Source organism: Arthrobacter sp. TJ-238 (assembly GCF_058269215.1).
The window spans coordinates 443,790-462,569 of sequence record NZ_JBZCNH010000002.1 but is presented as its reverse complement, the minus strand read 5'-3'; the positions used below and the strand labels follow the sequence as shown (position 1 = coordinate 462,569).

15 protein-coding genes and 1 pseudogene are annotated in these 18,780 nt (G+C 70.1%); 1 reads left to right on the top strand and 15 read right to left on the bottom strand.

Annotated features, from left to right (window positions below; translation table 11 throughout):
- Nucleotides 1-23: 23 nt before the first annotated feature.
- From AC4D2O_RS05480 to AC4D2O_RS05460, 5 genes are all read right to left on the bottom strand, one after another.
- Nucleotides 24-806: an FtsB family cell division protein gene (locus tag AC4D2O_RS05480; protein WP_490905614.1), complete on the bottom strand. Its 783-nt coding sequence runs from the start codon at nucleotides 804-806 to the stop codon at nucleotides 24-26.
- A 97-nt stretch (nucleotides 807-903) separates the two neighbouring features.
- Nucleotides 904-2,184: a phosphopyruvate hydratase gene (gene eno / locus AC4D2O_RS05475; RefSeq protein WP_490905613.1), complete on the bottom strand. Its 1,281-nt coding sequence runs from the start codon at nucleotides 2,182-2,184 to the stop codon at nucleotides 904-906.
- A 141-nt stretch (nucleotides 2,185-2,325) separates the two neighbouring features.
- Nucleotides 2,326-3,060 (bottom strand): MazG nucleotide pyrophosphohydrolase domain-containing protein, encoded by a 735-nt coding sequence (locus AC4D2O_RS05470; RefSeq protein ID WP_490905612.1) that lies wholly within the window; start codon nucleotides 3,058-3,060, stop codon nucleotides 2,326-2,328.
- 8 nt (nucleotides 3,061-3,068) lie between these two features.
- The gene (locus tag AC4D2O_RS05465; protein WP_490905611.1) at nucleotides 3,069-4,226 is read right to left on the bottom strand and encodes an adenosine deaminase; all 1,158 of its coding nucleotides are present in this window, start codon (nucleotides 4,224-4,226) and stop codon (nucleotides 3,069-3,071) included.
- A 24-nt stretch (nucleotides 4,227-4,250) separates the two neighbouring features.
- Nucleotides 4,251-4,982, bottom strand: a complete 732-nt coding sequence (locus AC4D2O_RS05460; RefSeq protein WP_490905610.1) for a DedA family protein — start codon at nucleotides 4,980-4,982, stop codon at nucleotides 4,251-4,253.
- 568 nt (nucleotides 4,983-5,550) lie between these two features.
- Between AC4D2O_RS05460 and AC4D2O_RS05455 the strand changes: the two are divergent.
- Nucleotides 5,551-6,558 (top strand): annotated as a pseudogene (locus AC4D2O_RS05455) (glycoside hydrolase family 26 protein); the annotation flags it as partial.
- Nucleotides 6,559-6,916: 358 nt separating this feature from the next.
- Here AC4D2O_RS05455 and AC4D2O_RS05450 read toward each other — a convergent pair.
- The 10 genes from AC4D2O_RS05450 to AC4D2O_RS05405 form a co-directional block, all read right to left on the bottom strand.
- Nucleotides 6,917-7,390 carry an ATP-binding protein gene (locus AC4D2O_RS05450; protein ID WP_490905609.1) on the bottom strand — a complete coding sequence of 158 codons (474 nt, stop codon included), beginning with the start codon at nucleotides 7,388-7,390 and terminating at the stop codon, nucleotides 6,917-6,919.
- Nucleotides 7,383-7,715 carry an STAS domain-containing protein gene (locus tag AC4D2O_RS05445; protein WP_490905608.1) on the bottom strand — a complete coding sequence of 111 codons (333 nt, stop codon included), beginning with the start codon at nucleotides 7,713-7,715 and terminating at the stop codon, nucleotides 7,383-7,385. The genes AC4D2O_RS05450 and AC4D2O_RS05445 overlap by 8 nt, the downstream gene beginning before the upstream one ends.
- A 143-nt stretch (nucleotides 7,716-7,858) precedes the next feature.
- Nucleotides 7,859-9,811, bottom strand: coding sequence for a glycosyltransferase (locus AC4D2O_RS05440; RefSeq protein ID WP_490905607.1), 1,953 nt, complete (start codon nucleotides 9,809-9,811; stop codon nucleotides 7,859-7,861).
- Nucleotides 9,812-9,950: 139 nt separating this feature from the next.
- On the bottom strand, nucleotides 9,951-11,237 hold the full coding sequence (locus tag AC4D2O_RS05435) for a thymidine phosphorylase (RefSeq protein ID WP_490905606.1): 1,287 nt from the start codon (nucleotides 11,235-11,237) through the stop codon (nucleotides 9,951-9,953).
- A 107-nt stretch (nucleotides 11,238-11,344) separates the two neighbouring features.
- Nucleotides 11,345-11,755, bottom strand: coding sequence for a cytidine deaminase (locus AC4D2O_RS05430; protein ID WP_490905605.1), 411 nt, complete (start codon nucleotides 11,753-11,755; stop codon nucleotides 11,345-11,347).
- Nucleotides 11,756-11,766: 11 nt separating this feature from the next.
- On the bottom strand, nucleotides 11,767-13,074 hold the full coding sequence (locus AC4D2O_RS05425; protein WP_490905604.1) for an ABC transporter permease: 1,308 nt from the start codon (nucleotides 13,072-13,074) through the stop codon (nucleotides 11,767-11,769).
- The gene (locus AC4D2O_RS05420; protein ID WP_490905603.1) at nucleotides 13,071-14,468 is read right to left on the bottom strand and encodes an ABC transporter permease; all 1,398 of its coding nucleotides are present in this window, start codon (nucleotides 14,466-14,468) and stop codon (nucleotides 13,071-13,073) included. Before AC4D2O_RS05420 ends, AC4D2O_RS05425 begins: the two co-directional genes overlap by 4 nt.
- Entirely contained in the window at nucleotides 14,465-16,009 is a 1,545-nt protein-coding gene (locus tag AC4D2O_RS05415) for an ABC transporter ATP-binding protein (RefSeq protein ID WP_490905602.1), read from the bottom strand. Before AC4D2O_RS05415 ends, AC4D2O_RS05420 begins: the two co-directional genes overlap by 4 nt.
- Nucleotides 16,010-16,181: 172 nt before the next feature.
- Nucleotides 16,182-17,291 (bottom strand): BMP family lipoprotein, encoded by a 1,110-nt coding sequence (locus AC4D2O_RS05410; RefSeq protein ID WP_490905601.1) that lies wholly within the window; start codon nucleotides 17,289-17,291, stop codon nucleotides 16,182-16,184.
- Between the two features lie 255 nt (nucleotides 17,292-17,546).
- Nucleotides 17,547-18,713 carry an amidohydrolase gene (locus tag AC4D2O_RS05405; RefSeq protein WP_490905856.1) on the bottom strand — a complete coding sequence of 389 codons (1,167 nt, stop codon included), beginning with the start codon at nucleotides 18,711-18,713 and terminating at the stop codon, nucleotides 17,547-17,549.
- Nucleotides 18,714-18,780: the final 67 nt, after the last annotated feature.

Sequence of the window (18,780 nt, the reverse complement as noted above, 5' to 3'; positions counted from 1 at the left end):
GTCTCGGGGATCGGCCGCCGCTCTCAATCCGTTGCCGCGCGCTCGACCGAGCTCCAGAGGGAGTCGACCCAGGGCAGGTCGGCGGGCTCGGCGGCCGAACCCTCGCCCGTGCCCTCCTCGATGCCCTCGCCGCCCTTCACGAGGTAGCGGGTCTCCCCCGGCATGACGAGGAAGATGCGCTCGCGCGCCTGCTGCCGGACGAAGGCCGGATCGTCCCAGCGTGCGAGCTCGGACTCGTAGTCCGCCTGCTGCTGCTGCTGGCGGGCGATGTCTGCGCGCAGGGCGTCGAGTTCGCTCTGCTGCTGCAGGTACCGGCTGACCGACGGCGCGAGGAGCACGATCACGGCGACGAGGACGACGGCGAGGGCCAGCAGCCTCCCGGAGAAGGTCTTCGCCGGGATGGGGGTGGCTTCCTCGGCGGGCTGGATCGGGGATTCGACCCGCTTCGAACCGACCTGTCCCCGGCGGATGTTCCCCGCCAGCTGCGAGCGCTCGGCGGCACGGGCCTCCGACGGGGAGGACGTCTTCGCCGCGGTCCGGGCCGGCGTCCCGTCCGCTCCGGCAGTGCGTGACCGGCCTGCAGCGGGGGCCGCCCCAGCCCGGGGATCCTTCGTGGCGGAGGGACCGACGACCCGGGGCGGGGCGGGCTTCCGCTGGGAGGCACCGGCGGGCCGCGCCGGCTGGTGCCCGGCGCCACGGGACCCGTGGTCGATGGTCGGACCCTTGGCCGTGCCGGGGGCCGGCCGTTCCTCCGCCACAGGCGTCGGACGGCCGGCTCGCGGCACGTTAGGGCGGCGGGCAGTCATGGAGCTCCTCGTCGACGCTTTCGCGTATGGTCGCGTCGGGTCCCTCGCGGGACCCGTCTAACGAGGGTAGCCGCCCTCCTGATGAACTGCCGAGTTTCTACGCGGTGAAACGCGGGAAGGCGCTGCGTCCGGCGTAGCGTGCGGCGTCGTCGAGCTCCTCCTCGATGCGCAGCAGCTGGTTGTACTTGGCCACGCGCTCGCTGCGGGCGGGCGCGCCGGTCTTGATCTGGCCGGCGTTGGTGGCCACGCAGATGTCGGCGATCGTCGTGTCCTCGGTCTCGCCGGAGCGGTGGGAGGTGATCGTCGTGTAGCCCGCGCGCTGCGCCATCGAGATGGCGTCGAGGGTCTCGGTGAGGGTGCCGATCTGGTTGACCTTGACCAGCAACGAGTTGGCTGTCTGGTTCTGGATGCCCTTGGCCAGGCGGACGGGGTTGGTGACGAAGAGGTCGTCGCCCACCAGCTGCACCTTGTCGCCGATGGAATCGGTCAGGTGCTTCCAGCCCTCCCAGTCGTCCTCGTCGAGGGGATCCTCGATGGAGACCAGCGGGTAGTCGCGGACGAGCTCCACGTAGTAGGCGCTCATCTCCTCGGTGCTGAGGGCCTTGCCCTCGAACTGGTACGCGCCGTCCTTGTAGAACTCGGAGGCGGCGACGTCGAGGGCGAACGCGATGTCGGTACCCGGGGTGTAGCCGGCCCGCTCGACGGCGGTGGTGATGAGGTCGAGTGCGTCGCGGTTGGACGGCAGGTTCGGGGCGAAGCCGCCCTCGTCGCCGAGGCCCGTGGCGAGGCCCTTCTCCTTCAGCACGGCCTTGAGCTCGTGGTAGACCTCGACGCCCCAGCGGAGGCCCTCGGAATAGGACTGCGCGCCGAGCGGCACGATCATGAACTCCTGGATGTCGACGTCGGAGTCGGCGTGCGAGCCGCCGTTGAGGATGTTCATGAGGGGAACGGGCAGCACGTGCGCGTTCGGGCCGCCGAGGTAGCGGTAGAGGGGCAGGGCCGAGGACTCGGCGGCGGCGCGGGCGATCGCGAGGGAGACGCCGAGCATCGCGTTGGCGCCCAGGCTGGACTTGTTCTCGGTGCCGTCGAGGTCGATCATCGCCTGGTCGATGGCGCGCTGGTCCGCGGCGTCGAAACCGAGGAGAGCCGGCTGGATCTGCTCGATGACGGCTTCGACGGCCTGCAGGACGCCCTTGCCGAGGTAGCGGTCCTTGTCGCCGTCGCGGCGCTCGTTGGCCTCGAACGCGCCGGTGGAGGCGCCGGAGGGGACGGCCGCGCGGCCGAAGGTGTCGTCGTCGAGCAGTACCTCGACCTCGACGGTCGGGTTGCCGCGGGAATCTAGGATTTCCCTCGCGTGGATGGCATCGATGATGGCCATGGATTAGCTCCTCTTCGTTGGAGTGTATAAGTTCACATCGTGTTGGGACGTCTTTGTCAGAGCAACGGAGGTGGTGCTCCCAGCCTAGTTCACGCGCGTCCCGGCGTGGGCTGGATCACCGCCGGAGGAGCGGCCGGGCGCTCACGGCCCGCCGGCGGCGCCGTCCCGCTGGTAGTCGAGCACGGCACGCCGCAGGGCACGCTCCGGGTCGATGCCCGCCGCGAGCGCCCGCCGGGTGAGGCCCAGCAGCTCCCGGCCGAGCTCCTCCTCGGTCGCGGTTCCCTCGGTCGCGGTTCCCTCGGTCGCGGTACCCTCGGTCGTCCCGACGGTCGTCCGGTCGATGGTGCCGACGGGCTCCCCCGCCCGCCGGAGGGTCTTCGCCGCGAGGGCGAGGGCGGGGAGGTGGTGCGGGATGGCGTCGAAGGGCGAGGTGCGGGCCGGCCGCTCCTGCTGCTTGACGGACTGCCAGGTCGCCACGATCTCGTCCACCGTCGCCGGGAAGCTGTCGCGCAGGGACCCGTCGGGCGCGAAGACGTGCGGGTTGCGGCGCACGAGCTTCGCCGTCAGCCCGCCCGCCACCTCCGCGAACCCGAAGGCGCCCTCCTCGGCCTGCAGCTGCGCGTGGAGGACCACCTGGAACAGGACGTCGCCGAGTTCACCGCGCAGTTCGTCCCGCAGCCCGGCCGGCGCCGCCGGTGACCGGCCCTGCGCGCGGGCGACGTCGTCGACGGCCTCGTAGAGCTCGTACGTCTCCTCCACCAGGTACTCGAGCAGAGACGCGTGGTCCAGTGCGGCCGTCCACGGGCAGTGGCGGCGGAGCAGGTCCACGACCTCCACGAGCCGCTCGACCGCCGCGCCCGGACCCGTGTGCGTCACGGGGTCGGTCAGGCCGAGGCCTGCCGGGCGGCGGTGTCGAAGCTCTCGGCGACGAACTGGGCCAGCGCCTCGCGATCCTCGAGGGGCAGGAACGCGGCGTCGACGGCGTTGAGCGTGAGCTCGAGCAGGTCGCCGAGGTCGTAGCCAAAGGTGTCGACGAGCAGCTCGAACTCACCCGTCAGGGTGACCCCGCTCATGAGGCGGTTGTCGGTGTTCACGGTGACCTTGAAGCCGAGCTGGTAGAGCAGGTCGAATGGGTGCGCGTCGATGGTGTCGCCGAACGCCGCGATGGCGCCGGTCTGCAGGTTGGAGGACGGGCACAGCTCGAGCGGGATGCCGCGGTCGCGGACCCAGGAGGCGATGCGGCCGAGGTTGGCGATGCCGACCTCCTCGCCGTCGGCGGCGTGCTCGCCCTCGGACTCCTCGATCTCGATGTCCTCGGCGATGCGGACGCCGTGGCCGAGGCGCAGCGCGCGCCCTGCGACGAGCGCGTCCTGGATGCTCTCGAGGCCTGCCGCCTCACCGGCATGGATGGTCGCCGGGAACTGCTCGGAGGCGAGGAAGGTGAACGCGTCGGCGAAGCGTGAGGGCAGGAAGCCGTTCTCGGCGCCGGCGATGTCGAAGCCGACGGCGCCCCGGTCGCGGTGGCGGACGGCGAGCTCGGCGATCTCCTGGCCGCGGTCGGCGTGGCGCATCGCGGTGATGAGCTGGCCGACCTGGATGACCCGGCCCGCGGCGACGGCCGCGGCGGCACCCGCCTCGAGGCCCTCCTGCACGGCCTCGACGGCCTCGTCGAGCGTGAGGCCCTTCCGGGTGTGCTGCTCGGGGGCCCAGCGGACCTCCCCGTAGACGACGCCGTCGAGCGAGAGGTCCTCGACGAACTCGCGGGCCACCCGGATGAGGCCCTCGCGGGTCTGCATGACGGCGATGGTGTGGTCGAAGGTCTCCAGGTACCGCTCGAGCGAGCCGGAGTCCGCCGATTCCCTGAACCAGGTGCCGAGCGACGCGGCGTCGGAGGCAGGCAGTTCGTGCCCGATCCCGGCGGCGAGCTCGAGGATGGTGGCCGGCCGCAGGCCGCCGTCGAGGTGGTCGTGGAGGGAGATCTTCGGCAGGGTCTGGATGTCGATGGCAGCGTCGGGGACGGCGTCGTTCTGGGTCTGGGTCACGCTGCCAAGCCTACGCGATCACCCTCACGGCGGGCTGGTCTCGCGGGCCGGCTCCGGCCGGTGCCGGGCCTGCGCGGACGACGCGGTGGGCGCTCCGTCGGGTGATTCGTCGGGCGCTCCGTCGAGGGGTGCCCGGAGCGGGGTGGAGCCCCGGACGAGGGCGATCACACGGTCGACGACGAACCCGATGACGACGGCGATCGCGATGGCCACCGCCACGCCGAGCAGGTGGTTCTCCTGGAACCAGGTCCCGGCGAGCGCGCCGATCCCCACGGAGTACCCTCCCCAGACCACGCCGGAGAGGGCGGTGAGGGCCACGAAGCGCCGGTGCGAGAAGCCCGTGGCGCCGGCGGTGAGGTTCACGGCCACGCGGCCGATGGGGATGAAGCGCGCCACGAGGATCAGCGAGGCGGCGCGCTTGGCCAGTTCCGTGCCTGCCCATGAGAACGATCGCTGCATCCGCGGGCGGCGCATCCAGCGGAAGCGCGTGGTGCCGATCCCCCGGCCCAGGAGGTAGGCGATGTTGTCGCCGAGGAACGCCCCGAGCGCTGCGACCAGGATGAGCAGCCACGGGTTGGGCACGCCCTGCGTGATGATGAGGGACGCGAGGCCCACGACGACGGACTCGCTGGGGAACGGCGGGAAGAAGCCGTCCACGATGCAGCACACCAGCACGAGGACGTACACCCACGGCTGCTCGGCGGCCGCCAGCACGAAGTCGCTGATGCCGCCGAGTGCACTGGTGATCGCATCCATCGGGTTCCTCCCGCTCGTCCGTCCCGCGTCGGCCCGCCGGAACCGGAGGTGGGGGCGGGCGCGGGACCCGACGTGCGGGGGCGGTCCGTCCGGACCATGCGTCGCCGCGCGTCTGCCTCCGACGCTACCGGTGGGAACCCTCGCGGGTCGTCGCCCTTCCGGGCGACATGCTTCGGCGGCCGGCTCACCCTCAGGGATGAGGCCGGCCGCGCCCTTCCCTAGGGCGAACCCTGAGGACCCCGTCAGGGCGTGCCCGCCCGTCCCCACCCTGACGGGGCCGTTCCCGGGGTCACCCCTCTCCCGCTTGGAGCATCAGGACACGCGCCGGGGCTGAAGCGGTTCCGCCATTGTCAGGTGCGGCTGCCGGTAGGGCCTGGCGCCGGAACCGCGTCGGCGAACCGCAGGGGGTAGGCCGGCGCCTCCGTTCCCCGCCCTCGATGTCACGATCGACCAGGAGCTCGCATCGGCCGTGCCGGACGCCCAGGAGGACCCGCGGTTCGCAGGCCTGCCGGATGTCGCCGGCGTCTGCGTGCCCTACCGGCAGGTGGGCGGCGACGTTCCATCCCGAATGCAGCATCACCGCCGATCCTGTGTCAAGCGGTGGATCAGAAGGGGAGCCGGCCGCACAATGAAGAGGACGGACCCATCGTGCCCGTCTTGGAGCCGGGGCGCCGGGGGTGGGATGAAGAGCCGACGACTGATGGCATGCCTTCTGGTGCTGCTGACCCTGCTCGCTGCCGCCCCGGTCCCGGCCGCGGCGCCCTCCGGCCCGTCGATCAGCATCCGTCCCTCCTCCCATCCGGCCGGGACGTCGCTCACGGTCACCGGAACCGGATTCCCGCAGAGGAGGACCGGGACCGTCACCGGCGGCACCGATCCCGTGGTCTTCCGGACGAGCGCATCGGGTCGATTCGACATCAGGCTGTCCATCCCCGACACGACCGGACCGGTGGTGGTCGTCCGGGCCCTCTCGGGGGACGTGAGTGCCTCTGCTACGTTCAGGGTCCGTCACCCCTCGCGGCCCCCCGGCACCGCCGCCCTGCGTTTCGGAGTCGGGACACCCGGGGGTCCCCTGGCAACCGCCGAACTCGACGAGGTCACAGCCCTGGCCGGGGAATCACCCACGATCGTCCTCGCCTACAAGGACTTCCGTCAGGCCCCGCCGATCGCCGAACTCGATGCGGCGCGTATACGGGGAGCCGACACCCTGCTGACCTGGGAACCCTGGGCATGGGGAGGCGGCACGGAACAGCCCGCCTATGCGCTCGACCGGGTCACAGCGGGAGATCTCGATCCCTACCTGCGCTGGTGGGGCCACTCCCTCGCGGACTGGGGCCACCCGGTCCTGCTGCGATTCGGGCATGAGATGAACGGCGACTGGTATCCGTGGTCCGCAGGGGTCAACGGCAACACCTCCGGGGACTACGTCGCGGCCTGGCGGCACGTCCACGAGACGCTCGCATCGACGGGCGCATCGAACATCACCTGGGTGTGGAACCCGAACGTCCCCTATAGCGGATCCACGCCGCTGAGAAGCCTCTACCCCGGTGACTCCTACGTCGACGCCGTCGCCCTCGACGGATACAACTGGGGCACCTCCGTGCCGTGGGGCACCTGGCAGGTGCCGTCCGAGGTCTTCGGCCGGGGACTGTCCGAACTCCGGGCCCTCGCACCGGGCAAGGAGATCCTGATCGCTGAGACGTCCTCCGCCGAACACGGTGGCTCCAAGGCCGAATGGACCACGGAGCTGGTCGGCTACCTGGCAGCGCAGGACGACGTCACCGCGGTGGTCTGGTTCCACCTGGACAAGGAGACGGACTGGCGGATCGACAGCAGCAGCTCATCGGCGGCCGCGCTGACAGAAGCCCTCACCACACGCCGGAAAGGACCGGCGAGCCCGTCGGAGTCCCCCGGCGAGCGTACGGGGGTCCCGGCTACGGCGGTGGCCGCACCCCGGAGTCCGCCCGGCTGTCCGGTAGGAGACGTTCCCGGGAGTAGCCACGCGACAGGACCCACGTGTTCGTGCCGTCCTGTCGTTCGAAGATCACCGTGGTCACCAGCGCCTGGATGAGTGCCAGGCCCCTGCCCGACTCGGCCTCTTCCTCGGGCATGCGCGGGATCATCTCGCCGTACGGCGGCTTGGCGTGCAGCGCACTGACGCGGGCCTCGAGCGCCGTGGGCCGAACCGTGATGACGACGCCGAGCTTCACCGGCTCCTCCCCGACGGGCTCGGCGTGCTGGACGACGTTCGAGGCGGATTCGATCACCGCCGTCGTGAAGGTCATGCGGTCGATGTCCTGGGTGAGGGGAACCTCCGACCACAGACCGTCCAGCATGTCGTGGACGGACTCGATGGCCTCCTCCCCGGCGGGCCCGAGGAAACTGCGCGCAGCCAGCGCATCATTCATCGCCGAAGGCCTCCTCCACGGTGTCGTAGGACGTGAGCACCCTGTCCATACTGGTCAGCTGCAGCACCATCTTGACCTGCGGATGCACGGCTGCGATACGGAGGTCGCCGCCGGCCTGCCGGGTGGCCTTCAGACAGCCGATGAGCGCGCCGAGCCCGGAGGAATCCATGAACGAGGTCTCCGCGAGGTTCACGACGATGCGGTTGGAGCCCTTGAGGATCACATCACCCACGAATTCGCGCAGCCTCGGCGCGGACACCATGTTCAGGCGACCGCTGACCTTGACCTCCGTGTAGGAATCCCTGAGCTCATAACTGAAATCCATCGGCATACACCTATCCAACGTCGGGTCCTGCCGATCGACGGCGTGCGCGAAGAGCAGGAGGGGCGGGTCACTCGTGAATCCTCACCCAAAACTAACCCACGTCGCCGACGATCACCCGGCGCGCCGTCGTCAGGGCGCGCCGGTCAGCGGCTCACCGCGTGCGACCCGTCCTCCTCGGGGACGTACCCGTCGTAACGCACCGCCTTGAAGAGGACACTCAGGACGACGAGGTCGTAGACCACCCAGGCGACGTTCACGAGCGTCCCCAATGGCTCGTTGAGTCCGACCGCCAGCCGGAACACCCCGACCACTGCCGCTACGGCGAGCAGGGCCATGGCGACGAGTTGCGGACGGATCAGGTGCCAGTCACGGCTGTTGCCCTCCTTGACCTTCGGCGTCACGGCGAAACCCAGGGGCCTGCCGAACCACACGTTGCGAGCAGCAGTGGTGCAGGCCTTGATCCAGGTGGGGAACAGCGCCAGGCTGTACTGCTGTCCCCGCCATGTCTTCGCCCCCCGTCCGGCGACTGCGAAGAGGATCTGGTTGACCACCATGAAGGGGATGAAGCGGATGAAGAATTCCGTGCTGAGGCTGGTCACGGGCAGGATGCCGAGGATCAGGTAGATGATGGGCGCAGCGATGTAGACGACCGCGGCGAAGCCTGACAGGTAGCTCCACATGGTGGCGAAGTACATCAACCGCTGGGTCCACTTCATCCCCCGCTTGGTCAGGGGGTTCTCCCGGAGCAGCACCTGGATGGTGCCCTGGGCCCAGCGCAGCCGCTGGGTCAGCATGGTCTTCAGATCCTCGGGGGCGAGGCCGATGGCGAGGATCTCGTGATGGTAGACGCTCTTCCATCCCATGGCGTGCAGTCGCATGGACGTGGCCATGTCCTCGGTGACGGAGATCGTGGCCAGAGGCATGACCGGCTGCGCCTCCTCACCGCGCTCGATCGAGATCGCCTCCAGCACGGCCTGCACCGACTCCAGCGCACCGAGCGGGGACCACTGCCGGGAGGACAGTCCTGCCACCGCGACCTCGACTTCTTCGGGGCTGAGCGAGCCGGAGCCGGGTCCGAGACCCATGGCCTCGATCTCCGCCAGATCGGCCTGCAGCGCATGGACATCGGCAGCGACGAGCTTCTGGACAGCGGCATCGACCGTGCGGCGCAGGGTGTAGGTGATCTCGCTGTAGGACCGCCCCTCCTTGAGTCCGGCTGCCGCCCCGGCCATTGCCCGTTCCACCTCGTCGAGCAGCTGGGCGACCATGGGGTCACGGGCCTGCTCCGACCTACGGGCGCGACGGATCGCGGAGCGGGATCCCTTCAGGGCGGTGCGGATGTTCTTCTCGACCTCGTCGACATACCCGACCAGGCCGAGCTGCATGAGCGCCTCCCTGCGCAGCAGTGCGTTGGAGCCGCAGAAGAACGCCGCGTTCCAGCCATCCTTGCCCTGCTGCAGCGGGCCGTAGAACAGCGGCGCCTGGCTCCCCAGAGGGTCGTCATCGGGGACATTGACGAACCACTGCGGCGTCTGTACCAGAGCCACCTTCCGGTTGTTGAAGTAACCCAGGGTCCGGTCGAGGATCTCGGGCTTGGGGATTTGGTCCGCATCGAGGATCATCATGAACTCGCCGTCGGTGGCCATGAGGGCATTGTTGAGGTTGCCCGCCTTGGCATGCCGGGGACGGTCCGCCCAGTCGGCGCTGCGGGTCAGGTAGCCGACGCCGTGCTGCTCGGCCGCCTCCCGCAACTCGGTCCGGGTGCCGTCGTCGAGGATCCACGTCCTGTGCGGATACCGGATGCGTTGCGCCGCGAGTGCCGTCTCGAGGACCATCTCGATCGGTTCGTTGTACGTGGTGATGAACACGTCCACGCTCAGGCCGGGGGGTGCCGGCGGAGGCGTGCGCTCCCTGGTCCGCCACACCGTCAGCCCGAAGAGGCACACGTCGACGAGGCTGTAGGTCTCTGCCAGCACCAGCGGCACCGCGATCCACCACGCCGACCAGTTCAGCGACTCCAGCCAGCGCCACCCCACGTAGTTCACCCCGAAGATCACGGTGAGCAGGACCAGCAGGCGGAGCAGGAATTGATGCACGTCGTTCCTCCAGGTGTACGTCCGGTCCGGACTCTGCGCCAGCTGTTCGTGCCACACGAGGCGCGTGTTGCACGTGTGGTTCGGGGATCACCCTAGTTCAGCCCGGCGCTCATCCGCACAGGCCATCAGCAGGCGCGCCCTAGGCGATGCGGTCGATGATGAGCTGCTGCGCGGGGCGGGAGCCCTCGGGGGCGATCACGACGGCATCGGCCAGCGCCTCGCGGGCGCGGTCGAACTTGTCCGGGGTGTCGGTGAGCAGTGTCATGAGCGGCTCGCCGGCGCGGACGGTGGCGCCGGGCTTCGCGTGCAGGCGGACGCCCGCCCCGGCCTGCACCTGGTCCTCCTTGCGGGCACGGCCGGCCCCGAGGCGCCAGGCGGCCACCCCCACGGAGAGCGCGTCGAGGCCCACGAGGACGCCGTCGGCCGGGGCGAGGATCACCTCGGACTCCTTCGCGACCGGCAGGGCAGCCCGGGGATCCCCGCCCTGCGCCTCGATCATCCGGTTCCAGACGTCCATGGCGCGTCCGTCCTTCAGGGCGGCCGCCGGGTCGGCGTCGTGCACTCCCGCGCAGGCGAGCATCTCCTCGGCGAGGCGGACGGTGAGCTCGACGACGTCGGACGGCCCGCCGCCGGCGAGAACCTCCACCGACTCCTCGACCTCGATGGCGTTGCCGGCCGTCAGGCCGAGCGGCGTGCTCATGTCGGTCAGGAGCGCGACGGTGTTCACGCCGGCGTCCTTGCCGAGCACAACCATGGTCTCGGCGAGCTCGCGGGCCTGGTCGACGTCCTTCATGAACGCGCCGCTGCCGACCTTCACGTCGAGCACCAGGGAGCCGGTGCCCTCGGCGATCTTCTTGCTCATGATCGAGGACGCGATGAGCGGGATGGCCTCGACGGTCCCGGTGACGTCGCGCAGGGCGTAGAGCTTCTTGTCCGCGGGGGCGAGGCCCGTGCCGGCGGCACAGATGACCGCGCCGACGTCGGCGAGCTGCCGCAGCATGTCCTCGTTGCTGAGGTGCGCCCGCCACCCGGGGATGGACTCGAGCTTGTCCAGCGTGCCGCCGGTGTGGCCGAGGCCGCGGCCGGAGAGCTGGGGCACGGCCACGCCGAACACGGCGACGAGCGGGGCCAGGGGCAGGGTGATCTTGTCCCCCACGCCGCCGGTCGAGTGCTTGTCGCTGGTGGGGCGCCCGAGGGAGGAGAAGTCCATGCGCTCGCCCGAGGCGATCATGGCGGCGGTCCAGCGGGAGATCTCGGCACGGTCCATGCCGTTGAGCAGGATCGCCATGTTGAGGGCGGCCATCTGCTCGTCGGCGATGACGCCGCGCGTGTAGGCGTCGATGGTCCAGTCGATCTGCTCGGGCGTGAGGGTGCCGCGGTCGCGCTTGGTGCGGATGATGTCGACGGCGTCGAAGGCTTCGGTCATGGGGGAGTCCTCGGGTTGTTCGGCTGATGGGAGCTGCTGGGAGCTGCTGGGAGCTGCTGGAGAAGAGAGGGGCGCGGCCGCTCGGGCCGCGCCCCTCTCGGCGGTGGTCAGGCGAGGTGCTGCGGCCCGAAGGCGTCGGGCAGGACCTCGTCCATGGTCCGGATGCCGCTGACGGTCATGAGCACCATGTCGGGTGCCCGGAATTCGTACAGCAGCTGGCGGCAGCGCCCGCACGGCATGAGCGTGGTGCCCTCGCTGTCCACGCAGCTGAAGGCGCGGATGCGGCCGCCGCCGCTCATGGCGAGCGCGCTGACGAGGGCGCACTCGGCGCACAGCGTCAGCCCGTAGGACGCGTTCTCCACGTTGCAGCCGGAGATGATCCGGCCGTCGTCGAGGAGGGCCGCAGCCCCCACGGGGAACTTCGAGTACGGCACGTAGGCGCGCCGCATGGCCTCCGTGGCCGTGGCGGCGAGGGTGTCCCAGGGGATCTCGGTCCCCGTGGTCTGCTGATCGGTCATGGTGGGTACTCCTAGCCCTTGATGTAGGGGATGCCGCTGGCGCCCGGTGCCCGCGAGCGGCCCACGAGGCCGGCGACGGCGAAGACCGTCACCACGTAGGGCAGCATGCGCAGGAACTGGTCCGGCACCGGGGTGCCGAGCAGGCTCAGGACGTTGGACAGGTTGGTCGCGAAGCCGAACAGCAGGGCCGCGAAGAACGCGCCGATCGGGTTCCAGCGGCCGAAGATGAGCGCCGCCAGGGCGATGTAGCCCTGGCCCGCCGTCATGTCGCGGCCGAAGCCCGACACGGCCACGAGCGTGAAGAAGGACCCGCCGATCCCGGCGACCACACCGGCGAGCAGGACGTTCATGAAGCGCATCCGGTTGACGTTGACGCCGAGGGTGTCGGCAGCCTTCGGGTGCTCACCGACCGCGCGCGTGCGCAGGCCCCAGCGGGAGTGGTACAGGGCCACGTAGACGACGGCGACCGCGATGTACATGAGGTAGCCCACGATGGTCTGCTGGAAGAGGATCGGGCCGATCACGGGGATGTCGGCGAGCAGCGGGATCTCGATGACGGGCAGGCGCGGCGGGGAGTTCCACCGCTCCGAGTCCTCGCTGAGGACGGCGGAGAACAGGAACCCCGTGAGGCCGGAGACGAGCACGTTCAGCACCACGCCGACGATGACCTGGTTGACCACGTAGCGGATGCTGAAGACGGCCAGGACGAGCGAGACGAGGACACCGGCGACGGCCGCCGCGAGGAGGCCGACGAACGCGCTGCCGGAGAGCGACGCCGCGACGGCCGCCGCGAAGGCTCCGAACAGCAGCTGCCCCTCGATGGCGATGTTCACGACGCCGGAACGCTCGCAGAGGACGCCGGAGAGCGAACCGAAGATCAGCGGCACCGCGAGGGTCACGGACCCGGCGAGGAGCCCGTAGAGGGCCACGTTCGGGGTGCGGGCGCTGCCCACCACCCACGTCAGGAAGGCGACGAGGAACAGCGCCGCGAACACGGCGAGCACCCACGTGGGGACCTTCTGCCCGGCCCGGGTGCGGAGGATCGCGAGGACCGCGAGGGCGAGCATCGCGAGGGCCGTGATCCAGCCGATCACGGGTGCGGACACGACGATCGACGGCAGCACGATCGGGTCGTTGTCCTCCGAGAGCCGGAACGTGACGTCGTTGTCCGGCGCGCCCAGGGCGAAGACCAGGAGCGCGAAGAGGGCGACGACGGACAGGATGATCGGGTTCTTCCAGCTGCGCACGCCGGCGTCGCCGGCACCGCGGGCGGGATTCTTGCTCTTGTCGCTCTCATGGCGTGCGGTCGCTGTGCTCATGCTGCTGCTCCGGTCGAGGCTGGCGTGCGGGTCGTGGCGCCGCCCTTGCCGGCGCGGGAGGCGCCGGGTGCGGGGAGGCGGAACAGCGCGCGGACGAGCGGCGGCGCTGCGATGAAGAGGACGATGAGCGACTGCACCACGAGGACGATGTCGATGCTGGTCCCCGTGGAGGCCTGCATGGCCACTCCCCCGGCCCTGAACGCGCCGAAGAGGATCCCGGCGGCGAAGGTGCCCCACGGCGAGGAGCGTCCGAGGAGCGCCACGGTGATCGCGTCGAAGCCGAAGCTCGCGGCGACGCCCGAGGTCAGGACCTTCTCGGTGCCCGACACCTGCGCCACCCCGGCCAGGCCCGCGAGGGCTCCGGCGATGGCCATGGCCAGGATGTAGCCCTTGCTGACGTTGACGCCTGCCGTGCGGGCGGCGCTCGGGTTCGCGCCGACGGACCGGAGTTCGAAGCCGACGGTGGAGCGGTTCAGCAGCCACCAGACGAAGACGGTGGCGAGCACGGCGACCACGAAACCCCAGTGGAGGCGGAAGGCCGGTCCGAGCAGCGGCGGGTAGAGCGCCGTCGCGTCGAGCTGGGGACTGATGGGGTTCGTGGACCCGGGCCGCTGGAACGCCGGGGTGCTCAGGAAGTAGAGCACCAGGTTCGTCGCGATGTAGTTGAACATGATGGTGAGGATGACCTCGTGGGCGCCGGTGCGGGCCTTGAGGAGTCCCACGAGTCCGGCCCAGATGGCGCCGCCGACCATGCCCGCGAGGATCACGAGCAGCAGGTGGATCCCGGCCGGCAGGTGCAGGGTGAAACCGACCCAGCCGGCGAACGTCGCGCCGATGAGGATCTGTCCCTGGGCGCCGATGTTGAACAGGCCCGCCCGGAACGCGAGGGCCACGCCGAGACCGGCGCAGATGAGCGGCGTCGCGACGGTCAGGGTCTGCGTCAGGGGGTAGACGACCCGGGTGAAGGAGTCCCCCTCCAGGTTGAGCACGGAGCCCTGGAACAGGGCGAGGTACGCGCTCGAGGCGGCCGTCCATGCCGCGGCCAGGGTGTCCTGGGGGCGGCTGAAGAAGTACGACGACGCCCGGGCCACGTTCTCGTCCGTCACCGCGATGAGCAGGCCGCCGAGGATCAAGGACAGCACCACGGACAGGAACGCGACGAGCGCGTTGCCCGTCATGATGCGCTGCATCAGCGTGGCGTCAGGCCCGGGGCCGGCGCCGAGGTCGGCCGCCGTCGCGGGCACGGCCGGGGGCGGCAGCTCCCCTCCGGCGGTCTCGACGGCGTTCTCGAGGCGCACCTCGTCCTGGCGGGCGGCGTCATTCGCTTCCCTGCGCGAGTGCGGGGCACCCGCGCCGGTGGCCGGGACTGCCGGCCGTTCCTCCTGCGGGGTCACAGGTTTCCTCCTTGAACGTCGTGGGCCTGCGCCAGCGCTTCGTCGGCAGGCATGCCGGCCATCATGAGGCCGAGGACATCGCGCGAGACCGTGCCGGGCACGATCCCCATGAGGCGGCCGCGGTACAGCACGGCGATGCGGTCGGCGAGCTCCAGGACCTCGTCGAGCTCCGTGGAGACGATGATGACGGGCGTGCCACCGTCACGTTCGGCGACGATGCGGCGGTGCAGGAATTCGATGGACCCGACGTCGACGCCGCGGGTGGGTTGCGAGGCGATGAACAGTTTGAGCGGCCGCGAGAACTCGCGGGCCATGACGACCTTCTGCTGGTTGCCGCCGGACAGGGTGCCGGCCGCGGCGGACGCCGACTGCGTGCGGACGTCGTACTCGGCGATCTTCTCGTCGGCGTTCTTCTCGATGGCCGACGGCGACATGGACAGCCCCTTCGCGAACGGGGCGGCGTCGTACCGGTTGAGGATGAGGTTCTCGGCCACGGAGAACGTGCCCACGAGGCCCTCGACGCTGCGGTCCTCGGGGACGAACCCGACGCCGGCGCGGATGATGTCCTTGACGCTGCGGCCCACGAGCTCGTTGCCGCCGAGGGTGATGGATCCCGTGACGTGGTCCTGCAGGCCCATGATGGCCTCGGTGAGCTCGGTCTGCCCGTTGCCCTGCACGCCGGCGACGGCGAGGATCTCGCCCTCGGCGACGTCGAAGCTCAGGCCGTCCACCACGCGCTGGCCGTTGGCCGCCTGCACGGTGAGGTCCCGGACCCGGAAGGTCACCTCGCCGAGCGTGGCGGGCTTCTTGTCGAGCGTCAGGCTGACGGACCGCCCGACCATGAGGGACGCGAGTTCCGTGGTGGGAGCGTTCGGGTCGGCGGTGCCGACCACCTTGCCGCGGCGGATCACGGTGATGACGTCGGAGACGGCCTTGACCTCGCGCAGCTTGTGCGAGATGAACACGATCGACTTCCCGTCCGCCTTCAGCTGCGCCATGATACCGAGCAGCTCGTCGGTCTCCTTGGGCGTCAGCACGGCGGTGGGTTCGTCGAGGATCAGCACCTCGGCCTCGCGGACGAGGGCCTTGATGATCTCGACGCGCTGCTGGACACCGACCGGGAGGTCCTCGACCACGGCGTCGGGATCGACGTCGAACCCGTACTGGTCGGAGATCTGCCGGATCCGCGTGCGCGTCTCCTGCAGGTTCAGCATGCCGCCGGCCTTCGTGGCCTCGTTGCCGAGGGCCACGTTCTCCGCGACGGTGAAGACCGGTACGAGCATGAAGTGCTGGTGCACCATGCCGATCCCGGCAGCCATCGCGTCCCCGGGGCCCTTGAAGGTCACGGGCCTGTCGTCGACGCGGATCTCGCCCTCGGTGGGGTCGTAGAGCCCGTACAGCACGTTCATGAGGGTCGACTTGCCGGCCCCGTTCTCCCCGAGCAGGCTGTGCACCTGTCCGGGTTCCACGACGAGGTCGATGGAGTCGTTGGCCACGAGCGATCCGAAGCGCTTCGTGATGCCGATCAGTTCGAGTTTCACAGCTCAGCCTGTTCTGTTGTTCTCACGTCTCTCGTCAGGCGAGAACCGTGCTGAAGTCACCGGAAAGGATACCGGGTGCGGCTCTGTGCCACGCACCGCGGACGAACGCAAACCGCCTTCCTCCCTGCGGGGGTCCGCAGGGAGGAAGGCGGTTCGGATGCGGTGGCCGGTGCTACTTGGGGCTGGCGGCCGAGTCGACCGTGATCTCGCCCGCGACGATCTGGTCCTTCAGCTCGTCGAGCTTGGTCTGCAGATCGGCCGGCACGTTGGCCTCCTGGTCGTGGAACGGCGCGAGTGCCACCCCACCGTTCTCGAGGGTGCCCACGTACGGGGTGTTGTCGAAGTTGCCCTCGACGTCCGTGCTGATGACGTCCTCGACGGCGTCGCCCATGAGCTTCATGACGGAGGTGAGGATGAACTCCTCGCCCTTGCCGGCGGTCTCGTAGCCGTCGGAGTCGACCCAGATGGCCTTGACGTCCTTGCCGGCGCCGTTGGCCTCGATGACGGCGTCGAGCGTGCCGGAGCCCACCGGGCCCGCGACCGGCATGATGATGTCAGCGCCCTCGTTGATGAAGTTCTGGGTGTTGGTCTTGCCGGCGGCCGCGTCCTCGAAGTTGCCGACGAAGGTGCCGTTCTGGCTCTCCTTGTCCCAGCCGAGGAGCTGCACGTCGCCGCCCGTCTCCTCGTTGAAGTAGGCGACTCCCTCGGCGAAGCCGTCCATGAAGATGGTCACGGTGGGGATGTTGATGCCGCCGTAGGTGGCGACCTTGCCGGTCTCGCTCGTCGCCGCGGCCGTGTAGCCGGCGAGGAACGCTGCCTGGGCCGTGTCGTAGATGATCGGCTTGACGTTGTCGGCCGTGATCGAGTTGTCGTCGACGATCGCGAAGTTTGCGTCCGGGTTCGCCTCGGCGGCGGCCTTCGTGGTGTCGGCGAGCAGGAAGCCGACGGTGACCGTCAGGTTGCAGCCGGCCTGGACCATCTGGTCGACGTTGGGGCCGAAGTCGGTCTCGGCCTGGGACTCGGCCTGGTTGATCTTGATGCCCAGGTCCGTCTCCGCCTTCTTCAGTCCCTCGTAGCTGGACTGGTTGAACGAGCGGTCGTCGAATCCGCCCGAGTCCGAGACGATGCAGCCGAGGTAGTCGGAGTTGGCTTCGGCGCCGCCGCCGCCGGACGAATCCTCGGCCGGCGGCGCACCGCAGCCGGAGAGGACGAGGGCCGATACGCCGAGGACGGCGGCGGACAGGCCGGTGCCGCGCGAAAACTTGCGCAGTGAGTTCTTCAAAATGCCTCCAGAAAAGAAATGCGCCACGGGTATGAGTACCAGTGAGTGACCATCCCGGGTCTCATGCGATCCGGGGCTCTGTTGTCACTGGAAGACCGTGGCGCCGCGACACCGTCGGTGCAGCACGTATGCGAACATCCTAAGGGCCAAGTGACGAAGAGCACTACACGGCCCGCTCGGCGGGGAGGATCGTTCGGGTTTCGTTATGCGTGGCGACCGCGGGGACGGCAGCGGGCGGGTCCGGGGGCCCCGGCCTCAGTCGTCCTCGCCGAACACGACCTGCAGGGCGGCCGCGGCCATGACGCGCACGCCGCAGCCGATGGCCCGCTCGTCCGGCGCGTAGTCGCCCCGGTGCAGGTCGAACGTCTCGCCGCCGGGGGTCCGTGTGCCGAGCCTCATCATGGCGCCGGGCACCTCCTGCGTCATCCACGCGAAGTCCTCCCCGCCCATGGACTGGGGCGTCAGGACGACGGCGTGCGAACCGAGTTCCGCGCGTGCGGCGGCCTCCAGGAGACCTGTCTCGGCCTCCTGGTTCACCACCGGCGGTACCCCGCGGATGTGCTCGAGCCGGACGTCCACGCCGAACGGGGCCGCGACCTCGCGCACCGCGCGGTCGAGCATCTCGCCCGCCGAGTGCCAGGCCTCCCCCTCGAGGCAGCGGAGGGTCCCGGACATGAAGCCGTGGGCGGGGATGGCATTGGGGGCGGAGCCCGCGTGGATCTGCCCCCAGACCACGGACACCGCGCTGCGGACGTCGATCCGGCGCGACAGGACGGCCGGGACGTTCACGGCGATGGAGGCGAGCGCGAAGACGAGGTCCTCGGTCAGGTGGGGGCGCGAGGTGTGGCCGCCGCGCCCGCTGAGCTCGACGCGGATGGTGTCCGACGCGGAGGTGATTGCCCCGATGCGGGTGCCCACGAGGCCCACGTCGATCCGCGGGTCGCAGTGCAGTGCGAGGATGCGCGGGACGCCTGCGAGGACCCCCTGCGCGATCACGTCCAGGGCACCGCCGGGCATCAGCTCCTCCGCGGGCTGGAAGATGATCCTCACCGTGCCGGGCAGCGCCTCGTCGGCGTGCACCCCGGCGAGGACGAGCGCGACGCCGAGCATCACGGTGGTGTGGATGTCGTGTCCGCACGCGTGCGTGACGCCCGTCGTGGCGGACTCGAAGGGAAGGCCCGTCTCCTCGATGATCGGCAGGGCGTCGATGTCGGCGCGCAGCGCCAGCCGGAGCGGTCCGCTGCCGACGTCGACGAACACGCCCGTCCCCTCGAGCCGCTGGGGGGAGAGCCCCGCCTGCTCGAGCCGGGCCACGAGGACGTCCGTGGTGCGGTGCTCCTTGTAGGACAGTTCGGGGTGGCGGTGCAGGTCGCGCCGGATCTGCACCAGCTCGTCGTGGAGCTGCTCGAGGGCGGCTCCCACCCGGGAGGTCGGAGTCTGCGTGATGAACGTTTCCACCAGCTCAGCCTACCGACCGCAGGGCGGGCGC